The following is a 19,569-nucleotide window of genomic DNA, read 5'->3' as shown; positions in this document are numbered from 1 at the left end:
GACCTGATGCCGTCTGGAGTGTTTAATTGGTGGCGGAAAAATCTGCTGAGTTGATAGGCGTTATGGTTATCTCGACGTATTAGGCGAGCGTGATAGGTGTGTCTGCTCGTTGTGTGAAATAAGGATCGCGCTGCACGGAATGTCGGTCGCGATCTTCCTCTGTGATCCAACTTTTTCCAGGAAACCCCCGTGGACAGCTTTCAGCGAGAAATTCCCAAGAGCCGCGTACAGATCACGCTCGACCTCCACACGGGTGGCGCGCAGAAAAAGGTCGAGTTGCCGCTGAAGCTGCTAGTGGCTGGCGACTTCAGCGCAAGCGACGAGCAGGCGCCGCTCGCGGAGCGCAAGAAGATCAATGTCGACAAAAACAACTTCGATTCGGTTCTCTCCGACCTGAACCCCGTACTGAAGATCGCGGCCGAGAACACGTTGGCAGCCGACGGGTCTGAGCTGCCGGTATCGCTTGGTTTCAAGTCGATGAAGGATTTCGAGCCGGAGCAGGTCGCGCGTCAGATTCCCGAACTGAAGGCGCTGCTTGCCATGCGCAATTTGCTGCGTGACCTGAAGTCGAATCTTCTCGACAACGGCACGTTCCGTCGCGAGTTCGAAAAAATCCTGAGAGACAAGTCGCTTTCCGAACGGCTGTGTGGCGAGCTCGGTCAGATCGCCACGGCAGCGGCACAGCCCGCAGGCCATGCCTGAGGCGAGTCGGCACGAAGCGGCGTGCACACGGCACATCCCGGACAACTGTAGCGATAGGACATCATGGAACGCAACGAACCACAACAAGCAGGCGCAACGGGGACGACAGTATTGGCGTATCACAATGTTTACGAGTCGCTGTGCAGCAAGATCAACCTGAGGCCGGTCAACGAAGCTCGCCCGCTCGAGGCCTTTCAGGACAACGATCTGCTCTCCGAGTCGTCGGCCGACGAACGGCTTGCGCGAGCCATGAGCGTGTTCCTCAATCTGGTGAGCGAGGGCAGCCGGCCGATCGACCGTCTCGACAAGTCGTTGCTCGATTTTCACATCGGACGGCTCGACAGGCAGATCAGCCGGCAACTCGACGCCGTGATGCACACGCGCGAATTTCAGGCGTTGGAAAGCCGTTGGCGCGGCCTGAAGTTCACGGTCGACCGTACGGACTTTCGCAGGAATGCAAGGATCGAGTTGCTCGATGTATCGAAAGACGCCCTGTTGCGCGATTTCGAAGATACGCCGGAGATCGTTCAGAGCGGCTTGTACCGTCACACGTACATCGAAGAATATGACACGCCGGGCGGTCAGCCGATCAGCGCAATGATCAGCGATTACGAGTTCACGAATTCACCCCAGGATATCGGTTTGCTGCGCAATCTCTCGAAGGTGGCGTCGGCTGCGCATATGCCCTTCATCGGATCCGTGGGGCCGAAATTTTTCGGCAAGGAAACCATGGAAGAGGTTGCCGCGATCCAGGATATCGGCAACTACTTCGACCGTGCCGAGTACATCAAATGGAAGAGCTTTCGTGACACAGACGACGCACGCTATATCGGTCTGACCATGCCGCGCGTGCTCGGGCGCTTGCCCTATGGGGCGGATACTACGCCGGTGCGCAGTTTCAACTATGAGGAAGCAGTGAAAGGCCCCGACCATGACCGCTATCTGTGGGTCAACGCGTCGTTTGCTTTTGCCGCGAACATGGTGCGCAGTTTCGTGAGCAACGGCTGGTGCGTGCAGATTCGTGGGCCGCAGGCCGGCGGCAAAGTCGAAGACCTGCCGGTTCATCTGTACGACCTCGGCACCGGTTATCTGCCGAAGATTCCGACCGAAGTACTGATTCCAGAAACGCGGGAATTCGAGTTCGCTAACCTCGGTTTCATTCCGTTGTCGTTCTATAAGAACCACGATTTCGCGTGCTTCTTCTCGGCCAGTTCGGCACAAAAACCTGCTCCGTACGAGACCAGGGAAGCAACTGCGAACAGTCGCATCAACGCGCGCCTGCCCTACATTTTTCTGCTTTCACGGATCGCGCACTACCTCAAGCTGATCCAGCGCGAAAACATCGGCACGACCAAAGACCGGCGGCTGCTCGAACTTGAGTTGAACAGTTGGATCAAGGGCCTCGTGACTGAGATGAAGGACCCCGGCGATGAATTGCAGTCGTCGCATCCGCTGCGCGAGGCGAAAGTGACGGTGGAGGACATCGAGGACAACCCGGGTTTCTTCCGCATCAAGCTTTTCATCGTGCCGCACTTTCAGGTGGAAGGAATGGATATCGGGTTGTCTCTGGTGTCGCAGATGCCGAAGGCGAAGAACTGACTGGACGTAAGGCGTGCGATCTGCTGGAGCATGTTGAGGAACGTCTCTGACGTTCCGTTGAGGGCTGCTGCGTGATTGCTCGTGAACTGGATGCGTTAGCAATGAGGAGTGTGCAATGGGATCGCTGGTTCTGCCGAAGCAGGCATACACGCTGAAACTGGCGCCGCAGCCGGCGCCGTTTTCGGTATTGAAGTTTGCTGGTCATGACGCGCTCAGCCAGTTGTACCGCTATGAAATCGAGTTCACAAGTCCGGTTGCCGACATCCCGATGGACCAGATGCTGGGGCGGCCGGCGCGGTTCATTGTCGAGCCAGTGGATCCGAACGCAGTTTATCTGCAGAAGATGGTTGGTGAGCACGCCGCGACGTTCAGCGAGCTGCCTGCTGCGCACACGGTGCACGGAATCGTGACGCAATTCGATCAATTCGGCACGTCGGTCGACGAGACCCATTACCGTCTGGTCATCGAGCCGCGCGCGGCAGATCTGGCGCGTGCAGTGACCAGCCGTCTGTTCCAGAAACAGTCGGTGCAGGAGATCATCGCCGACGCGCTGCGGCACAGCGGGTTTCGTGAGAGCGTCGATTTCCGGTTCAGCCTGCGCGCGCAGTACCGCCGGCACGACTACATCACGCAGTTTCACGAGACGACGTTGGCGTTCATCCAGCGCATCGCAGCGGACGAAGGCATCTGGTTTCGCTTCGAACAGGCGAAGGGACACGAGGTCATCGTGTTTGGTGACGATCTCGATGCTTACGCGCGTCGACAACGGGTTGTACCGTTACGACGCGATGCGGGTCTGGAAAGCGTCGGTGCGGAGTCCATCAAATCGCTTGAGCGACATATGCGCCGCGTGCCCGAAGCAGTCCAGTTGAACGACTACAACCATCGTCAGGCGGGCGTGCCACTGCTCGTCGAGCAGAATGCCGCGAAACACGACCAGACGACGAACGCCGTCGAATGCCTCTGGGGCGAACACTACGAGACGCCAGAAGAAGGTCAGCGGCTGGCGAGATTGCGTCATGAGGCGCATCTCGCGCAGCAGATTACCTACGCGGGCAAGGGCAACGCGTTCGGGCTGGAAGCGGGAGAAGTGCTGGGGCTGGACAGCAGTCCCATGGATGCACCGTACGGTCTGTTGGTCATTTCGGTCGCGTCGCGCGGTGGCCGAAGCGACGCTTACTCGAACACGTTCACAGCAATTCCGTCTGACCGGGTCTGGCGTACGGCGGTTGTGCCTGAGAAGCGGCCGGTGATCCACGGCGTCCTGCCGGCGCGGATTACGTCGCCGGGGGACTACCCACGCGCCTATCTGACGGAGGAAGGCTGGTACGTGATCAGGCTGCCATTCGATCTGGACGCATGGAGCCCCGGCGGCACAAGCCGGCCGGTCCGGCTTGCGAAACCCTATAGCGGAGACAACTATGGTCATCACTTCCCGCTGATCGATGGCGCGGAGGTGGCGATCATCTTTACGGCGGGGGACCCCGACCGGCCTGTGATAGTCGGTGCGATGCACGACAGCCTGCATCCGGATCTGGTGAACAACCTGAATCACACGCGCAACCTGATCCGCACCGTCGCGCAGAATGAACTGCGGATGGAAGATAAGCAAGGCAGCGAGCATATCCATCTGACGACGCCTTTCCAGTCCAGCGAGTTGAACCTGGGTCATATGGTCGACGCGCAGCGCAAGGAGCGCGGGCAGGGCGCGGAGTTGCGCACGGAAGAACACGTTGCGATTCGTGGCGGTAGAGGGATTCTCATCTCGGCTGACGCGCAGCCCGCGGCAAACGGGAAGCAGCTCGACATGCAGGCTACGCAAACACTTCTGGAGCAGGCGCTTGAACAGATGGAAACGCTCGCAGACGCCGCCCAGGCAGCACAGGCGATTGCCGCGGAGTATGCCAAACAGAAAGCGTTGCTTCACGACAAGTTGGCCGACTTGAAACAGGCGGTCATTTTGCTTGCGGCTCCGGCAGGCATGGGCCTCGTCTCCGGCAGCCATCTGCAGGTGAGCGCGGGTCAGAATCTGATCGCCACGGCGGGTGGCAGCGTTGATATCGGTGTCGTCAAACGGTTCACGGTCGCTGCCGGCGACGCCATATCGCTGTTTGCGGCGAAGTTTGGAATGAAGCTATTTGCTGCGAAAGGGATGGTCGACATTCAGGCCCAAAGCGACGCAATGAACCTTGCCGCCTTACAAGACCTATCGATCATCAGTACGGACGGCAAGTTGATTCTATCGGCCGGTAAGGAGGTCTGGATCGGTGCCGGCGGATCTTATATCAGGATCACGCCGCAGGGCATAGAGAACGGCACACCGGGTGACATCCTCGAAAAGTGCGCGGCGTGGGACAAGCAAGGCGCCAACTCGATGCGGATCAAGCCCAGTTTTCCACCTCCGAAGGACCTTCGGCCTGGTCAGAAAGGATTCTTCAGCTTTTCCCAGTAGCGGGTCAGTTGTTCTCTGGTACCGATTTCCTACCTCCCATCCCGACAACAGGACAAACCATGCCAAATCTAATCCGCCTGGGCGACTCCACCGACCATGGGGGCCAAGTCATCAGCGCGTCATCCACACTGCGCTACGACGGCCGATTCGTTGCGCGCAAAGGCGACCAGGTGTCCTGTCCCAAAGACAACCTACGACCCAACTTGATCATCGAAGGCGACGAGTTGACCATGGACCATGGTGTACCGGTCGCGCGGCATGGCTACCGGGCGATGTGCGGATGCCGTCTGATTTCAAACCTGTTGTGAGTCGACCGTCATGCCGGTAGATCTGCCTATTGCATCGTCAACGGATGCGCCGCCCGTGCCGCCACGCGTCATCGCGTGGCTGGGTCTCTTGATGCTTGTCATGCTGGCCGGCGCGGCGGCCACATTGTTCACCTGGCCCAAAAGCGAGCCCACCGGCTCGACCTGGTTCTGGACGAAACTGCTCGTACTACCGGCACTGGGATTTTTCGTCGCATTCGGGCTTCGACTGTTCTATTTCGAACAGGAATCAGACCGGGTTCGCGCCGAGGAGGAAACGTTAAAAGGCGATCAGGCGAAAGCTCGCCTTTTTGGAAGCGAACCCCTGGCGGTACTGGAATGTCGCTATTTATGCGCGCTAGAAAACGGACGAGCCGCCAATGAGACTGCGCCAACACATTCGATCTTAAGCGCCCAGGTACCGCATTCAGGCGGCACCGCGGTGCGGCACACGGCTCTGAAACTAGGCGAAGCCCGGACCATTCTCGAACGCTATCGCGCGTGCTTCCTTGAAATACTGGACGGAGTCGGCGCTGCCATTTGCGCGTTGCCGCGAGACGTGCCATTCAATGTCTGCCTGGCATTGCCCGCCAATCCCAAAACTCCAGAAGAGGACGATCTGTTGGCAACGTGGCAAGACTGTTGGCGAGAGAGCGGCCTGCGGCCCGTGAAGGCATCGCGGCTTGCCGCAGAACAGGGGTTGATGCCGCTGGACGAATGGCTGGACGTCCGGGGTGGCGCAGCGCTGGAGAAAGTCACACTCTACGTCTCCGCGCAGCTGCACGTCACGCCGCCGCACAACAGCGCGGAAGCGGCCGTAGCGCTGCTACTCGGATGGGCGCCGTTGCTCGAACGGCGTGGACTAAAGCCGCTCGCGATGCTGCACCGTCCGATCGAAGCCGAACCCGGTGCGCTTGACGATGCGATTCTCGAGGCACTTCTTTGGGGACGATCGGTGTCTACCGAGATCGGCGACCTATGGCAAGCAGGCCTCGCGGCCGACGACAAGCCCGCCATCGTGCAAAGCGCCTCGGCTCTGTCGCTGGCTGTTTCAAAGGCCAGGGACCTGTCCGGCATACACGATATCGACATCACATTGGGCCACGCCGGGATCGCAGCGGGCTGGCTCGCGGCCGCCTTTGCCATCGAGCGCGTTGCACAAGCCCATACCCCGCAACTCATCGTTCATCGGACAGGATCGCTCCAGCTGGCCGTGGTGAACCCCGTTGCAAGACCCACCGCCGACACAACAGAGAAGGCGCATACGCCATGACGCTGAAAAAAATCTCGGGCTACTGGATTCTGATTTGCACGGTGACGGCGCTCGCCGCGCTCTTCGTGTACTTCGACGGAGCGGAACTGGATCCCTCGCCCTATCGTCGAGTGGGCGCTGTCCTGGCCATCGGCGTGATCGCGTTGCTCGCGCGTGCCCATCTTGCGTCCGCTTGGCGTGTTGCCGCGCACCACGCGCCCGGCCGGAAAAAGGAGCAATACGAGCGAGATCCGTCGGCGCGAATCGGCTCGGCGAAACTACCGGAGATCGATCTCACCGAACACCGCTACGAAAACCTGGCGCTGACGTTAAGAAACCGTCACGGCTGGCGGTGGCGCTATCGCGATCGTTGGGTCGTCGTGGTCGGAGATATTCCGCTAATCGAGCGCCTTGCGCCCGGCTTGACGGAATCGGGTTATGCGATCGTCGGCGACACCGTTCTGCTTTGCGCCAGGCAAATTGGCGATCGACTCGATACCGCGTGGCTCGAGCGGATCCGGCGCACACGCCGTCGCCGTCCAGTCGATGCAATGGCGATCGTCGCGAGAACGCGGATCGACGGGCAGCCGCCGTTCGACGGTGAGAGTCTTGTCCAGCGCCTGGCGCGCCACGCTCATGCACTGCGCTGGTCCGCGCCGGCGTACGTCGTGAACATGACCGGGATCGGCGGCGAGACATCGGGTTGTGACGAAGTCATCGGCTGTACCTGGTCGACCGTACAGTCACGGCCCGGCGCGATCGAGGTCTCTCTGCAAGGCCTTGAAAACGACGTGGCTGAACTCGGTGTGATGCGTCTGACAAACGATGCTGCGGACCGCTATGCCGCCAGTTTGTCCGCACATATCACACGGTATCGATCGGCATTGGCTGCGCTCGTCGTGCAGATTGGGCGGTCGCGCGGCGAGCGTGCCGCGATTCACGGCGTGCTGTTCACGCCGCTTTTCGACGAACGGAATGCCGAATCGACGTCTGGCCAGCAAGACAACGAACACGCTAGCAACGCAGATCACCGCAAGTCTGAAGATACATTGCAATTCGCGGCAGACCGTGGCGACATTTCGCAAGCCATCTGGCAAACAATCGCCGCCCACAGCCGCCGCTTCCGCGGTCGTCGGATAGGCTTCTCAGCATCCACATCCGCCGCCTGGATCGCAACGGCCTGCGTTGCATGCTGGATCGCCGGCACCAACCTGTCGGGCTTCACCCAGCGCGCCACCATCCAGGCGGCCGCCGCGACGACCGTCAAGCTCTCGACCATGCAGGACCCGACCGATGCCGCGCTCGCGCTCGATAGCCTGCAAAAGCAACTCGACACACTGGAAGTCAGGCAACGCGATGGCACGCCCTGGTACACCCGCTTCGGTCTGAATCGCAACACCGAACTTCTCGCGGCGCTTTGGCCCGCCTACGAATTCGCAAGCAATCGTATTCTGGTTCAACGAATCCACACCGTGCTCGAAGCCCGGCTACAGCAACTCGGCTCGCTCTCAGACGCTGAAATCGCCAGCGGCGGAGATAGACAGATCACAGCGGCCTACGCGACGCTCAAGACCTACCTGATGCTCGCGCGGCCGGAGCGCTCGGACGCGAAATTTCTCACTGCTCAGCTGCTCGCCATGGGCCAACCGACGCGCCCGCAGCGCGTCGCACTGAGCGACGGTGCGTGGCGAGACCTTCGACAGCGTCTCGTGACCTTCTACGCGGATCACCTCGGGCATCGTGCGTCGAGCGGTGACGGGGCGCCAGTCATTGTCCCCGACGCATCGCTCGTCAGTGCCGTTCGTCAGACCCTGATCGGTGTGATCGGCCTGCAGAATTCGACCGATGTGCTCTACCGGCAGATCCTCGACGAAAACCGTGGCAAGTACCCGCCGCTGTCGCTTGCCACGTTGCTGGGCGACACCAGCAGCCGCGGCCTGTTTAACACCACGGCCACATTGCCTGGCGTCTTCACGCGCGCGGCGTGGGACGAACGCATCTCGAAAGCGATCGACGCCGCCGACGAACAGCGCAGCGTCGGCGGTGACTGGGTGCTGTCCGATACCCGCACGGGCAAGCCGTCGCCATCGACATTGAAGGCCGAACTCCGGCAACGCTATTTCAACGACTACGCGCGCGCCTGGCAGCAGTTCCTCAACAGCATTCGCTGGCAACGGGACGTTACGCTGTCCGGCACGATCGACCAGTTGACGCTGCTTGCCGATCCGCAGCGCTCGCCGCTTGGCGCGCTGATGAAGGTGATCGTCTATCAAGGTCATGCCGGCGCGCCGGGACAGTCGCTCTCCGATACGCTGATCGACAGGGCGCAACAACTCGTCGGTGCCGCCGAACAGAATCCGTCGAAGGTCACCCATGCACGAAGCACAGCGCCGCTCGCTACCGCATTCGGCCCGCTGCTGCACCTGAGCGGCGGCGATCCCGGCGGCCCGGACAACAAAGGCACAGCGCGCGCGCAGTTCACGGCGACCGGCGATCTCAGCGTGCAACGCTACCTGGAGCGCGTCACGGCCATGCGTTTGAAGTTGCAGCAGATCATAACCGGCAGCGATCCCGACGCGTTGTCCCGTACCGCCGCGCAAGCCGTGCTGCAAGGGCGCACGTCGGAGATCGCCGACAGCCGCGATTACGCCAGCCGCGTGGCCGCGAGTCTGGGCGAGCAGTGGACCGGCTTCGGCGACCTGCTGCAACAACCGCTCGACCAGACGTGGCGGGTGGTGCTGCAGCCGGCCGCGGCAAGCCTGAACGACGTCTGGCGCACCGGTGTCGTGGCCGACTGGAACAAGGTTTTCGCCGGACGCTATCCGTTCGCGGATTCCGACAACGACGCATCGCTGCCGGATATTGGCCGGTTCATGCGCACGGACAACGGCGTGATCGCGCAGTTCGTCACGACGCAACTTGCCGGCATCGTCGAGCGGCGGGGCGATCGCTGGGTGCTGGTGCAGGGGGCGAATCGCGATGCATTGACGGTCGATCCTATCTTCCTCACCGCGCTGAACAAACTCACGCAGGTGTCGACGGTGTTGTTCCCGTCGGGAGAGGCCCATGTGCGTTTTGAGTTGCGCGGCGTCCCCACGGCGGGCGTCACCGACGCGAGGTTCGTGCTTTCGGGCCGCGAGTTGCACTACTTCAATCAACAGGAGGCATGGACGCCATTCGTCTGGCCGGGCGACGCGCTGGAAAACCTCTCGCGCATCGAATGGCAGACTGAACAGGGCGGCTTGCGCACTGCGCTGGATGCACCGGGACGCTTCGGTCCGATCCGGCTGTTCGAACGCGCGACCGTGACGCCGCAGGACAGCGCGCGTTATCTCATCGGCTGGTCGCCGGACCAGAGCGCGGGCCTGCCGCTGAAAGTGCAGTTGCGCAGCGAGGTGGGGCAAGGACCGCTCGACGTCCTCGCGTTGCGTCACTTTTCGCTGCCGCCGCGAATCTTTGTCGGCGGTGGCGCGAACGCCGCACGGAAGCTGGCCGACGCGTCGGCACCCCCGCTGCCGCCTGCGGCGATCGCTGCGGCGAAGCACGCTGCCACGCCATTGCCGCAAGGCGCCGCGCCGGAGTCTGAATGAGCATGCTGCCGAATCTTCTGAAAGGCCTGTTTCCATCGCGCGACGCCGAGCAACGGATGCGCGAGCGCATCGTCCGTTGGGACGCCTGGCTGCAACCCATCGCGGGTGGGGGCGTCGTCGGCGTGGGTCGCGATCCTGGTTATGAAGACGCATTTTTCGCGCTGAAAGACGAGGTCAACCGGCTTTCGGGCATCGACGACGCACTAATCGTCGCCACCTGCGAGCAGTTGCTCAAGGAGGTCGGCAAGGATTTGCGACTGGCCGGCTACTACGCATTCGCCCGGCTGCGTCAGGACGGCCCGGCGGGTTTTGCCGATGGACTGGACCTGGCCGCGGCGTTGATCGACCGTTTTGGCGACGCCTTGCTGCCCGCGCGTCCGGAAGCGAAGAAGGCCGCACTCGAGTGGCTTGCCATGACGAGGATTATCGATCCGCTTATGAGCCACAGCGAGTTCGCCCCAGCGGATTTCGAACGCGCGATCGCCGCGCTGAATCTGCTGATCACGGCAACGAACCAATGGAACGAGACGGCTCGCCCGAACCTGCAGGCGCTTATGGTCCGCTTCGAACGCAACGACACACCGGGACCGAACCTTGAAGCAGGTAACGGAACAGCGTCAGGCGGCACACAGACCGCTCGGAGCACACAGGCCGCGCGGACCGCGCTGACCACTGGCAGCGTCTCTTCCACGCGCGAACTACTCGATCAGGCCCGTGCGATGGCGGTTTATCTGCGCGACCAGGAAAACGGTTATCTGCCCTCTGCGAGGCTCGTGCGCGGCGTGCGCTGGGACACGCTGCATGAGCCGCCACCCGCCGACGTCGAGGCACGCACGCGTCTCGTGCCGCCACGCGCGGAGTTACGTCAGCAGATGAAGCTGCTCGTTCTGCAAAGACAGTGGCATGAACTGCTCGAACGTGTGGAAGGGGCGTTCATGGAAGGGGCAAATCATCTGTGGCTCGACTTGCAGTACTTCCAGCACGTCGCGCTCGATCACATCGGTGCACCGTACAACACCTGGCGCGAGCTGTTGCGGGCCGACGTCGCGCTGTTTCTCGACCGGCTACCCGGCATCGAACGGCTGGCGTTCAACGACGGCACGCCCTTCGCCGACGACACGGCCCGCGAATGGATTGCGCGGCACGCGGTCGTGCGCGATCTGGAAGCCGGCGAGGCGATTGCACCGTTGCCGGTTACGGCGCATCAACACCTCGATGTCGCCGACAATTGGCCCGAAATCGAAACGCAGGCGCGCGAACTGAGCACGAACCAGACGCTCGAAGCGGCCTTCGTCTGGCTGGAGTCGCTGCCCGGCGTCATGACCGAGCGCCGGCGCTATCTGCAACGCGTCGTCATGGCGCGCCTCGCCGATCACGCCGGCCGGGCGGAGATTGCCATGTCGCTGCTGAGCGAGTTGGACGCTGCCGTGCAATCGCTGAAGCTGATTCACTGGGAGCCCGCGCTGGCGTTCGACATCAAGCTTCAATTGCTCAAGTCGCTCAAAACGCTCGGCCGCCGCAAGGACGCTGACAAGCCGGCGCTGGCCCGTCGTGTGGAACATCTGCAGGGCGAGCTGGTCGTGCTCGACCCGGCCCGCGCGCTGACCCTGTCATAACCCCGAGTTTCCATGAACCACGACAATCCGATCCTGCGCTATTACGACGCCGAGATGCGCTATTTGAGAGAGGCTGGCAAGGAGTTCGCTCAGGCGCATCCGGACCGGGCCCGCATGCTCAATCTCGATCGCGTGGGCGACCGCGATCCGTACGTCGAACGTCTTTACGAGGGCTTCGCGTTCCTGAGCGGACGTTTGCAGCAGAAACTGGACGACGAATTACCCGAGCTGACCGAAGGACTCGTCAGTCTGCTGTGGCCGCATTACCTGCGCATGATTCCGTCACTGTCGATCGTCGAATTCACGCCGCTCGCGGAAAAATTGCAGAGAACCGAATGCCTGCCTGCGGGCGTGCCGGTGCGCTCGGCGCCGATCTCCACGCCGCTTGCGGCGGCCTCTCAAGGTGCGGGTGCGGTGCCGAAGGCCGTGCAATGTCTGTATCGCACGACCCGGGCCGTGAGTTTACAACCGATCCGGCTCGTCAACGCCGCGCCGGCCGTGCGTCACGACGGACGTTCGGTGATCGGCCTGCAGTTCGAGATCGACCGGTCCGCGCGCCGGGATGCGATGGATCTCTCGCGTCTGCCGCTCTATCTGAACGCCGATTTGCCCACGGCGTTCGCGATGCACCTCGCGCTGACCCGGCAGGTGGCGTCGATCGTCTGGCGCATTCCGGAATTGCGCGGCGGGGACGCGCTGCCGCTCGACGGCGTCAGCATCGAACCAGCGGGGTTCACGCTCGAAGAGCGATTGTGGCCGAAAGCGGATGCGGCGTTTTCGGGCTATCAACTGCTGCTCGAATATTTCAGTTTCCGCGAGAAATTTCTGTTCGTGGATCTGTGCGGTCTGGACGCGACCAAACTGCCCGTGGACACGACCCGCTTCGAACTCGAGATCCTCCTCACGCACAATTACCCATCCGACCAGCGCTTTACGGTGGACAACGTGCGCCTGTTCTGCGCGCCGGTCATCAATCTGTTTCCACTGGATGCCGAAACGGTTCAGGTCGACCACCACGAAACCGAATACCGGGTCGTGCCGGCCGGCCACGCGGCGGGACACGTCGAAACGTATTCCGTCGATGCGATCGAAGCGATCGATCACGACAACGCCGAGCGTTACGAGTACGTGCCGTTCGCGACCTTCCGGCACCGTGGCGGCATGCTGCGGCACGAAGCGCCCGAGCGCTATTTCCATACGCGGGTGCGCCAGAGCGGCGCGGGTCTGCATGAAACGTGGATCGTTCTGGGCGGCCACGCATGGGAGAGCCTGACGGATCTTCCGGAAGAAAGTCTGTCGCTGCGCGTGACCGGCACCAACGGCATGTTGCCGCGAAAGGGCCTGCACGAGGCGAGTCTCGACGAACTCGGCGCCGGTGTGCCGAATGTCGCGAGGGTGCGAAATCTTGTTGCGCCAACGCTGCCGTTGTATCCGCCGACGGGCGACCGCTTTCAATGGCGGGTGTTGTCCCATCTCGCACCGAACTTTCTGTCGCTGATGAACGCCGAGGTGTTGCGCGGCGCATTGGCGCTGTACGACTGGACCGGCGACGAACTGAACCGGCGTCGTCTTGCGGGCATTTTGCATGTGTCGGAGGCACTGCGCGAAGAGGTGACGGGCGGCGCGGTCGAACGCGGCGTGCTGATCGAAGTCACGCTCGATAGCCACGCGTTCGCGGGCGAGGGCGACCTGATGCTGTTCGGTGAACTGCTGCACCGGTTTTTCGCGCTGTATGCCGAGATCAATCTGTTCACGAAGCTTGAGATAGTCAGCTTGCCTTCGCAGGCCCGCATCGTCTGGCCGCGCAGCAAGGCGCTGCGTTGTCCGTTATGACTGCGCTTGTTTCGTCGCAGGGTTTTCCGGAGGCGCTTGACCCGTTCGTCGCGTCGCTGCTTGGCCGCGCGCCGGCCATGAGCTTCATGCAATTGTGCCGGTTGCTGGAACTGCGTGTGCCGGACCATCCGGGTTTCGGTACGCAAGACACGCCTGAATTCGAACCGGTGCGCTTCCGGCCGCGCCAGCGTGTGGGCTTTCCGGCCGGCGAGGTGGCGCGCGTCGATCTCGACGACGAATGTGCCGGCTCAGCGCCGACAGTGCGCACCACCTTTATGGGCTTGTACGGCGTGGACGCGGCGATGCCGTCGCATTTGATCGACGATATCGTACTGCGCGAGGAAGGGCATGAAGCGGTCGAAGCCTTTCTCGATCAGTTCAACCATCGTTTCGTCACGCTGCTCTATCGCGCGTGGAAGAAATATCGCTATCCGATCGGCTTTCGTGCCGGGGGCATCGACGACCATTCGCGGAATCTGCTCTGTCTAGCAGGTTTCGGTTGGGGCGGTAAACCGGCGCGCGCCGGTTTACCGGACTCGCGCGCGTTGGCGCTGCTCGGACTGTTGATCCAGCGAACGCGTACGTCCGAGGGGCTCGCGGGCGTGGTCGCGCTGGCTGTGCCGGGCGTGGAGGTGCGCGTCGATGAATTTCACGCGACGCTCAAGCGGGTGGGCAAACCCAGCCCGCTGGGTTGCGTCGCCGACGCGGGGCGCGTGCCTCACGGTCTCGGCGGCAGCTACGTGCTTGGCGCACGGCTGGCGTATCGCAGTGGCGCAGTGTGTGTGACGTTGCGGCCGGCGGACGCACGCCAGACGTATGACCTTCTGCCGGGAGCCGGCCTGCATCGCGAACTGATGGCGTTTCTAAAGCTGTATGTCGGTGTCAAGGCCGACGTCTTCGTGCAGATGGAGATGTCTTCGCGCTTCGCGCCGGCGCCTGTTGTCGGCGCGTCGCATGAGGGGCCCGCGCCCCGGCTCGCGTGGACCACCGTGTTGCCTTCCTCCTCGGATCGTTTGATAACGATTCCCCTTGGCGTGTGCGAGGCGTTTCCATCGTCCGTCGCCGACCCGTTTCTCGACGCTGCACGCGTCTCCTGAATCCGGAGTGTTCATGTTTTTACGCTTGATTGTCACCGGTTTCGTATCGATCGCGCTGCTGTCGGGCTGCGGCGCGTGGCAAGCCGTTTCGGATACGGGCACGGGCGCTTACCGCGCGGTGTTTTACAGGCAGATCAAGACGGTCGATGTCGATTTCGTCGCGCGGGCGTCCATCAATCCGGATGAAGCCAATCGGCCTTGTTCGGTGGTCGTGCGCGTCTATCAGTTGAAGGACCGCAAGCTGTTCGACGCCGCGTCGTACAGCGACTTGCTGACGAACGACAAAGCCTGGCTCGCGCAGGACTTGAGGGCGAGTACGGCGGCCGTGGTGAATCCGGGCGGCGCCGTGAGCCTGTCTGAGCCGATACAGACGGATACGCGGTACGTCGCGATCGTGGCGTTCTACCGGGAGCCGAGCCCGAATGGTCAGTGGCGCACGGTGATTCCGAGGAAAAGACTCTCGACAGATAAGCCGCTGAAACTGGAGTTGATCGATCGGACCCTGGTGGCGCAATCGCAATCCGATCCATCGAAAACGAAGACCGATTGACGCCAGGTAGCGCGCGGCCGGCGTCGCTACGGCAGCTTCCCGGCCCGTTTATCCACGAAGGTTTTCGGTTCAAGCCGCCGGCAGCGCCGCGTCCCGGTCGTAAGCCTGAGCAACGGCGTTTTCCACGCCCGGCAAAATCTCGACGACGTCGTAGAAGCGATCCCAGAACGGTGTCATGCGCAACGCTTCGACAACCATTTCATAGGCGTGGTGGCTGCTCGCGTCCCATACCCAGATGTCGGTGACGCGGGCCGAGTAGAACTCGATGTCGTAGTACCGCATGGTCACTTCGTCGGCGTGCTTCTTGAGAATCGGCAGCACATGTTCGTGCAGCAGGCGGGCGCGTTCGTCGTCGGACAAGGCGAGCCATTCGGGCCTCGTTTTGACGAGCATGAAAACGGTCAACACAGTTTTTTTGCAGAGGAGGTCATGAGATCAAGTTTCAGTCGAGGGCTAAGGGGGCGATCGGGTTTTCGCGAAAAACAGGTTTGGAATACGAGCGATCACTCACGTTTAAAACTCGCATTTCAGCCATGGCCAAATCCACTGCTGCACAGCGTCTGAAACCCCGTAAAGCGCCAGTTCAGCGGCGTTCGGCGCAAACCGTCGAAGCCGTGCTCGAAGCGGCCGCTCGCATTCTGGAGACGCAGGGGCTCGTCGCCTGCACGACCAACGCGGTCGCCGAGCGTGCCGGCGTCAGCATCGGCTCGCTGTATCAGTACTTCCCTAATCGCGACGCGTTGACGGTGGCGCTGATCGAGCGCGAGACGGCGCAGTTGGTCGTGGACATCGAGACGGCGGCGTTAGTGGAGAGTTCGCGGGGGTGCGTGCAGACGATGGTGCACGCGGCAGTCGCGCATCAGATGCGCCGGCCGGCACTGGCGCGCGTCATCGATTTCGAGGAGCGCAGGTTGCCGCTCGGTCAACGTAACCAGCGGCTGGCGGACCTGGTCCATGGCGTGCTGACGAGTGCGCTGACGGAGAAGCGGGACGCGCCTCAGTTGAGTGACGCCGGTCTGGTTGCGCACGATTTGCTGGCGATCGTGCATGGCATGGTCGACGCCGCCGGGCAGCGCGATGAACGTGATGCGGCTGCGCTGGAGGTGCGTGTGATGCGCGCGGTGGATGGGTATGTGGCGCAGTCGCAGTGGGTGGGTGGGGACACGGCGGGGTGAAAGAAAATGCGGAATAGGTGGCTTTTTTCTGCTTGATTGGGATGCCGAAATTTCCACAACAAGATTTGGAAAAGTTGGCAATTTCGTATGAGGAATATGGCTTAATCTTTTGAATGTGCTGCTTGCGCGAACGGCGAAAGCGGGCATACGAGAGCACAGTCGAGATCGTCTGGCGCTGCGCAAACAGCACAAGCGATCGCCACTGAGCGCGTCATTCGAAACCGGTATAAGCCAGAGTATTTCAATCAATGTCTCTCAGCTTCAAGTATCCGATCACCAGAGCAGACGGCAGTGAGTTCAAGTCGGCGAAGGAACTGTTCGAACATCTGAACGGCGAATCCGCAGGTTTTTACCTGTTGGGTACTCACGGCTTCTGGCATGGCGGACTGCATATCAGCGACGCCACCAGTGAATATCTGGCGGACGCCCGGCCGATCCGTGCAATGGCCACGGGAGAGGTCGTAGCCTACCGTCTGAACGACGACTACCGGACGTCGACCTGGGGGGAAGGTGCGGATGCGCAGACGTTGAAGTATTCGACGTCGTTCTGTCTGGTGCGGCATCGTTATGAGTCGCCGCGTAAGGCTTCAACGGCGGGTTCAACATCCCCGGGGTCGCAGAACACACTGGTCTTCTACAGCCTGTATATGCATCTGCTGCCGTATAGCGGCTATGCACAGCGTGTCGTGGTGCAGGGAACGTCTGCCGTGGCGTATGAAAGGTGTCCGGCGATTGCGGAAACTCCGTCGGATTCCGGTGCGATGTCTGTGCCGGGCTTTGCGTCGCCACTCTACGGACTTCATGACGTGCCGGCGGTGAATCCGGCTATTGCGTTGCCATCGGGTACTGAGTTGTCGGTGCTGGATGAAGTGCAATCGACGGCAGGCGATCAGATAACAAAGCTGCTTTACGTCGTGGTCAATGCGGTACCGGTGTCGGGTAATCCGACATCTCAAGCGATAACCGCCGGACAACACTATTGGATCGCAACCCATGGCGTCCAGCTAGAGGCCACGACCGGTGCCGATATCCGAAAGCGCCCGGCGTACTGGAAGTCGAACCGGAAGGCGACCGGAACGCTGTTGCATGAAGTCAGCGCCAGAGGCGAACCCTCGGCTCAGAACGTCGCGGGCGCTGTCATCCATACCGTGCCTCCGGGCACGACCGTCAAGATTGAGCAGGAGAAGCTACTCAGGCAGGGCAACAAGATGAAGCCCTTCGCGCAGGTGACGATACTGACGCTCGGCGCGGGCAGCGCAGGGCCGGTCGCCGTCGGCGCCACAGTGTGGATCAGATCGAGCGGGACTGGTCTTTCGCGCGACCCGCTGATCCCTGATCTCTTCAACGTCGTGACCTGCAATCCTCCGATACCGGTCGAAGCAGGCGACGCCATCGGCCACCTTGGTCTGTACGAAACGCCCGGCGCAGGCGATCACGACAAGATGACTCGCCAGCAGGCTCATCTTGAAGTATTCACCGGCGATCCGAAATTCAACGACTTCTTCGCGAATACGGCGGGACTGACCGAAGGCCGGAGATTCAAGGTAGCGGGTACGGACGGAGCGCCTGCAAGGGAAGAGGTATCGGCCTCAGGAGTCAGTACTTTTACGCCCGGCACAGATCCGTTGCTTTTACCGGTTGTGGTCGACACGACACCCTCACTGGCGAAGCTCGACGCGCGGCACAAGAAATGGTTTCCGGTCGAGGGTATCGGAGACGGTGGCGTGTTGACAGGCTGGGTGCCCGAGAGTCGTCTTCAGAATGTCGTGCAATACGACTGGACGAAGCTGGGTTTCCGACAGATCGAGGAGACGAACGCCACTGCGAACGGGTATATGGATCCTGAGGACGTGCCGGAGTTTTTCAGGAAGATCTACCGGCTTATCGATCAGCATCCGGACAGCGACATCATGCCCGACGAGCTTGCCGCAGCGAATCACAACCCGGTTGTGCGCAATGCGCTTGCGCACGTTGTCGCCAGACATCCCAGTGAATGGCAAGGGAAGTCCGATGCGGCCAGGTGGAACGTGCTGAAGGAAAAGGACGCGCTGCTCAAGAACGATCCGAAGCGCCTTAAGCACGAGCTCGAGCGGATCGATCAGCTTTCCTGGTGGGACGAGATCGAGGGGGTGGAGGACTTTCCGGCGTCGTCGTGCGTCTGGCATTTCAACCCGCTGACGTTCCTCGACAGCATGGCCGAAACGGACGACCTGATCACATTGCAAATGCTGAGGATAGTCGATCCCGGTACAGCCGAGTCATATCACCGGGAAGTCTTGCCTTACCTGAATAGATCGGCCCGAAAGTATGGAATAGACAAGCCAAAACGGATCGCGCATTTTCTCTCCCAGATTGCGGTGGAAAGTCATTTTAAAAATCTGGAAGAGGGCTTGAGCTATAGCGTCAAGGGAATGAAAAAGAAATTTGGATGCAAGTCGCCTCCCAGTGGGGTCCATGCAGGGAAATTTCATGAAACGCCAGTGGATATAGTCTGCAACTTCGGCCAGCTAAGAAGCAAATTATGGGCAGAGGCTGATTATTACGCGCACCAACCTGAGCGCCTGGCGAACTACGTGTATGCCAACAGAATGGATAACGGTAGCGAGGAGACCGGCGACGGCTATAAGTACAGGGGGCGGGGAATTATTCAATTGACCGGCAAGCGGAACTATACGCGCTTCAAAGATTCTCATAATCAAAAATTTCCGGAGGATCAGCGGGATTTTGTCGCGAATCCAGATGTTGTGCTCTCGAGTCTTGACTACGGGGTCGAGACGGCATTTTTCTACTGGGAAAATGTTCGCGCAAATTCTGTCTGCGACGACGCGAATTCAACGGTCTTGACCATCACGAATCTGGTTAATGGAGGCCTCAACGGGTATGCGGAGAGAAAGAATTCATTTAATCGAATCGCCTCTTTGCTTGGTGTGCCACAGGACAACTAAGGTCATGATTAAGAAAATAGCGCTTTCATTGTTCCTGTCAGGCGAATTCCTGCATGGCGTTCATGCAAGTGAATTTTGCCGGCCTAACGAAGAGGTCGCGTTTAACTGTAAGCGTAGCCACAAGATCGCCGAACTGTGCTATTCGAAAGACGCGAATAGTTTCATTTACAGGTTCAGGTCCGGAAATAAAGTTTATCTTGCCTATCCGGAGAAAACGTCGGGCCCGGGTGGTGAGTTTTTTGTCAGTAGTCGACCCTACCCCGGAGGCGGAGAAGGGCACGTAAAATTTTCTAGAGAAGGCTATACGTATTATATCTATGACAGAAATATAACGACCCGCCAGTCCCTTGAGACTAGTGCGGGTGTTATTGCGGAGAAAGAGGGAAGAAGAGTCGAAAATTTTCAATGCACAAACGATGCTTCCATTCATGCGAGCGCATACGAGAATCTTCG

The 19,569-nt window shown here is 60.8% G+C and carries 13 protein-coding genes; 12 read left to right on the top strand and 1 reads right to left on the bottom strand.

From position 1 onward, the window contains the following. Positions 1–189 precede the first annotated feature (189 nt). From tssB to tssJ, 10 genes are all read left to right on the top strand, one after another. On the top strand, positions 190–702 hold the full coding sequence (gene tssB / locus GGD40_RS02905) for a type VI secretion system contractile sheath small subunit (RefSeq protein WP_179704743.1): 513 nt from the start codon (positions 190–192) through the stop codon (positions 700–702). 63 nt (positions 703–765) lie between these two features. Further along, complete coding sequence (gene tssC, locus GGD40_RS02900) at positions 766–2,301, top strand: type VI secretion system contractile sheath large subunit (RefSeq protein WP_179742741.1); 1,536 nt, start codon at positions 766–768, stop codon at positions 2,299–2,301. 115 nt (positions 2,302–2,416) lie between these two features. Then, positions 2,417–4,753, top strand: coding sequence for a type VI secretion system Vgr family protein (locus GGD40_RS02895; protein ID WP_179742740.1), 2,337 nt, complete (start codon positions 2,417–2,419; stop codon positions 4,751–4,753). Positions 4,754–4,812: 59 nt separating this feature from the next. Continuing rightward, positions 4,813–5,061 carry a PAAR domain-containing protein gene (locus GGD40_RS02890; protein WP_179742739.1) on the top strand — a complete coding sequence of 83 codons (249 nt, stop codon included), beginning with the start codon at positions 4,813–4,815 and terminating at the stop codon, positions 5,059–5,061. Between the two features lie 10 nt (positions 5,062–5,071). Beyond that, complete coding sequence (locus tag GGD40_RS02885) at positions 5,072–6,331, top strand: hypothetical protein (protein ID WP_179742738.1); 1,260 nt, start codon at positions 5,072–5,074, stop codon at positions 6,329–6,331. Then, a complete protein-coding gene (locus GGD40_RS02880; protein WP_179742737.1) occupies positions 6,328–9,900 on the top strand; it encodes an ImcF-related family protein in 3,573 nt (1,190 codons plus the stop codon). The genes GGD40_RS02885 and GGD40_RS02880 overlap by 4 nt, the downstream gene beginning before the upstream one ends. A gap of 2 nt (positions 9,901–9,902) precedes the next feature. Then, complete coding sequence (gene tssA, locus GGD40_RS02875; RefSeq protein ID WP_179744859.1) at positions 9,903–11,516, top strand: type VI secretion system protein TssA; 1,614 nt, start codon at positions 9,903–9,905, stop codon at positions 11,514–11,516. Between the two features lie 12 nt (positions 11,517–11,528). Beyond that, positions 11,529–13,349, top strand: coding sequence for a type VI secretion system baseplate subunit TssF (tssF, locus tag GGD40_RS02870; RefSeq protein WP_179704731.1), 1,821 nt, complete (start codon positions 11,529–11,531; stop codon positions 13,347–13,349). Then, a complete protein-coding gene (tssG, locus tag GGD40_RS02865; protein WP_179742736.1) occupies positions 13,346–14,446 on the top strand; it encodes a type VI secretion system baseplate subunit TssG in 1,101 nt (366 codons plus the stop codon). The genes tssF and tssG overlap by 4 nt, the downstream gene beginning before the upstream one ends. A gap of 13 nt (positions 14,447–14,459) precedes the next feature. Continuing rightward, entirely contained in the window at positions 14,460–14,996 is a 537-nt protein-coding gene (gene tssJ, locus GGD40_RS02860; RefSeq protein ID WP_179704727.1) for a type VI secretion system lipoprotein TssJ, read from the top strand. 69 nt (positions 14,997–15,065) lie between these two features. Here tssJ and GGD40_RS02855 read toward each other — a convergent pair whose 3' ends face one another. After that, positions 15,066–15,404: a darcynin family protein gene (locus tag GGD40_RS02855; protein WP_373565251.1), complete on the bottom strand. Its 339-nt coding sequence runs from the start codon at positions 15,402–15,404 to the stop codon at positions 15,066–15,068. Between the two features lie 125 nt (positions 15,405–15,529). On the opposite strand from GGD40_RS02855, the gene GGD40_RS02850 reads away from it, so the two are divergent. Next, a complete protein-coding gene (locus GGD40_RS02850) occupies positions 15,530–16,171 on the top strand; it encodes a TetR/AcrR family transcriptional regulator (protein WP_179742735.1) in 642 nt (213 codons plus the stop codon). Between the two features lie 248 nt (positions 16,172–16,419). Next, positions 16,420–19,116: a glycoside hydrolase family 19 protein gene (locus tag GGD40_RS02845; protein ID WP_179742734.1), complete on the top strand. Its 2,697-nt coding sequence runs from the start codon at positions 16,420–16,422 to the stop codon at positions 19,114–19,116. Positions 19,117–19,569: the final 453 nt, after the last annotated feature.

It is taken from the genome of Paraburkholderia bryophila (genome assembly GCF_013409255.1).
GTDB lineage: Bacteria > Pseudomonadota > Gammaproteobacteria > Burkholderiales > Burkholderiaceae > Paraburkholderia.
Note: the sequence above shows the minus strand (reverse complement) of the source record. Positions and strands in the feature narration are given on the sequence as shown.

What these genes read in the sequence shown, in the direction of transcription:
- tssJ (WP_179704727.1), top strand. Translation starts at nt 14,460, where the DNA reads ATGTTTTTACGCTTGATTGTCACCGGTTTCGTATCGATCGCGCTGCTG.
- GGD40_RS02880 (WP_179742737.1), top strand. Translation starts at nt 6,328, where the DNA reads ATGACGCTGAAAAAAATCTCGGGCTACTGGATTCTGATTTGCACGGTG.
- GGD40_RS02845 (WP_179742734.1), top strand. Translation starts at nt 16,420, where the DNA reads ATGTCTCTCAGCTTCAAGTATCCGATCACCAGAGCAGACGGCAGTGAG.
- GGD40_RS02890 (WP_179742739.1), top strand. Translation starts at nt 4,813, where the DNA reads ATGCCAAATCTAATCCGCCTGGGCGACTCCACCGACCATGGGGGCCAA.
- GGD40_RS02885 (WP_179742738.1), top strand. Translation starts at nt 5,072, where the DNA reads ATGCCGGTAGATCTGCCTATTGCATCGTCAACGGATGCGCCGCCCGTG.
- tssF (WP_179704731.1), top strand. Translation starts at nt 11,529, where the DNA reads ATGAACCACGACAATCCGATCCTGCGCTATTACGACGCCGAGATGCGC.
- GGD40_RS02895 (WP_179742740.1), top strand. Translation starts at nt 2,417, where the DNA reads ATGGGATCGCTGGTTCTGCCGAAGCAGGCATACACGCTGAAACTGGCG.
- tssC (WP_179742741.1), top strand. Translation starts at nt 766, where the DNA reads ATGGAACGCAACGAACCACAACAAGCAGGCGCAACGGGGACGACAGTA.
- tssG (WP_179742736.1), top strand. Translation starts at nt 13,346, where the DNA reads ATGACTGCGCTTGTTTCGTCGCAGGGTTTTCCGGAGGCGCTTGACCCG.
- tssA (WP_179744859.1), top strand. Translation starts at nt 9,903, where the DNA reads ATGCTGCCGAATCTTCTGAAAGGCCTGTTTCCATCGCGCGACGCCGAG.
- GGD40_RS02850 (WP_179742735.1), top strand. Translation starts at nt 15,530, where the DNA reads ATGGCCAAATCCACTGCTGCACAGCGTCTGAAACCCCGTAAAGCGCCA.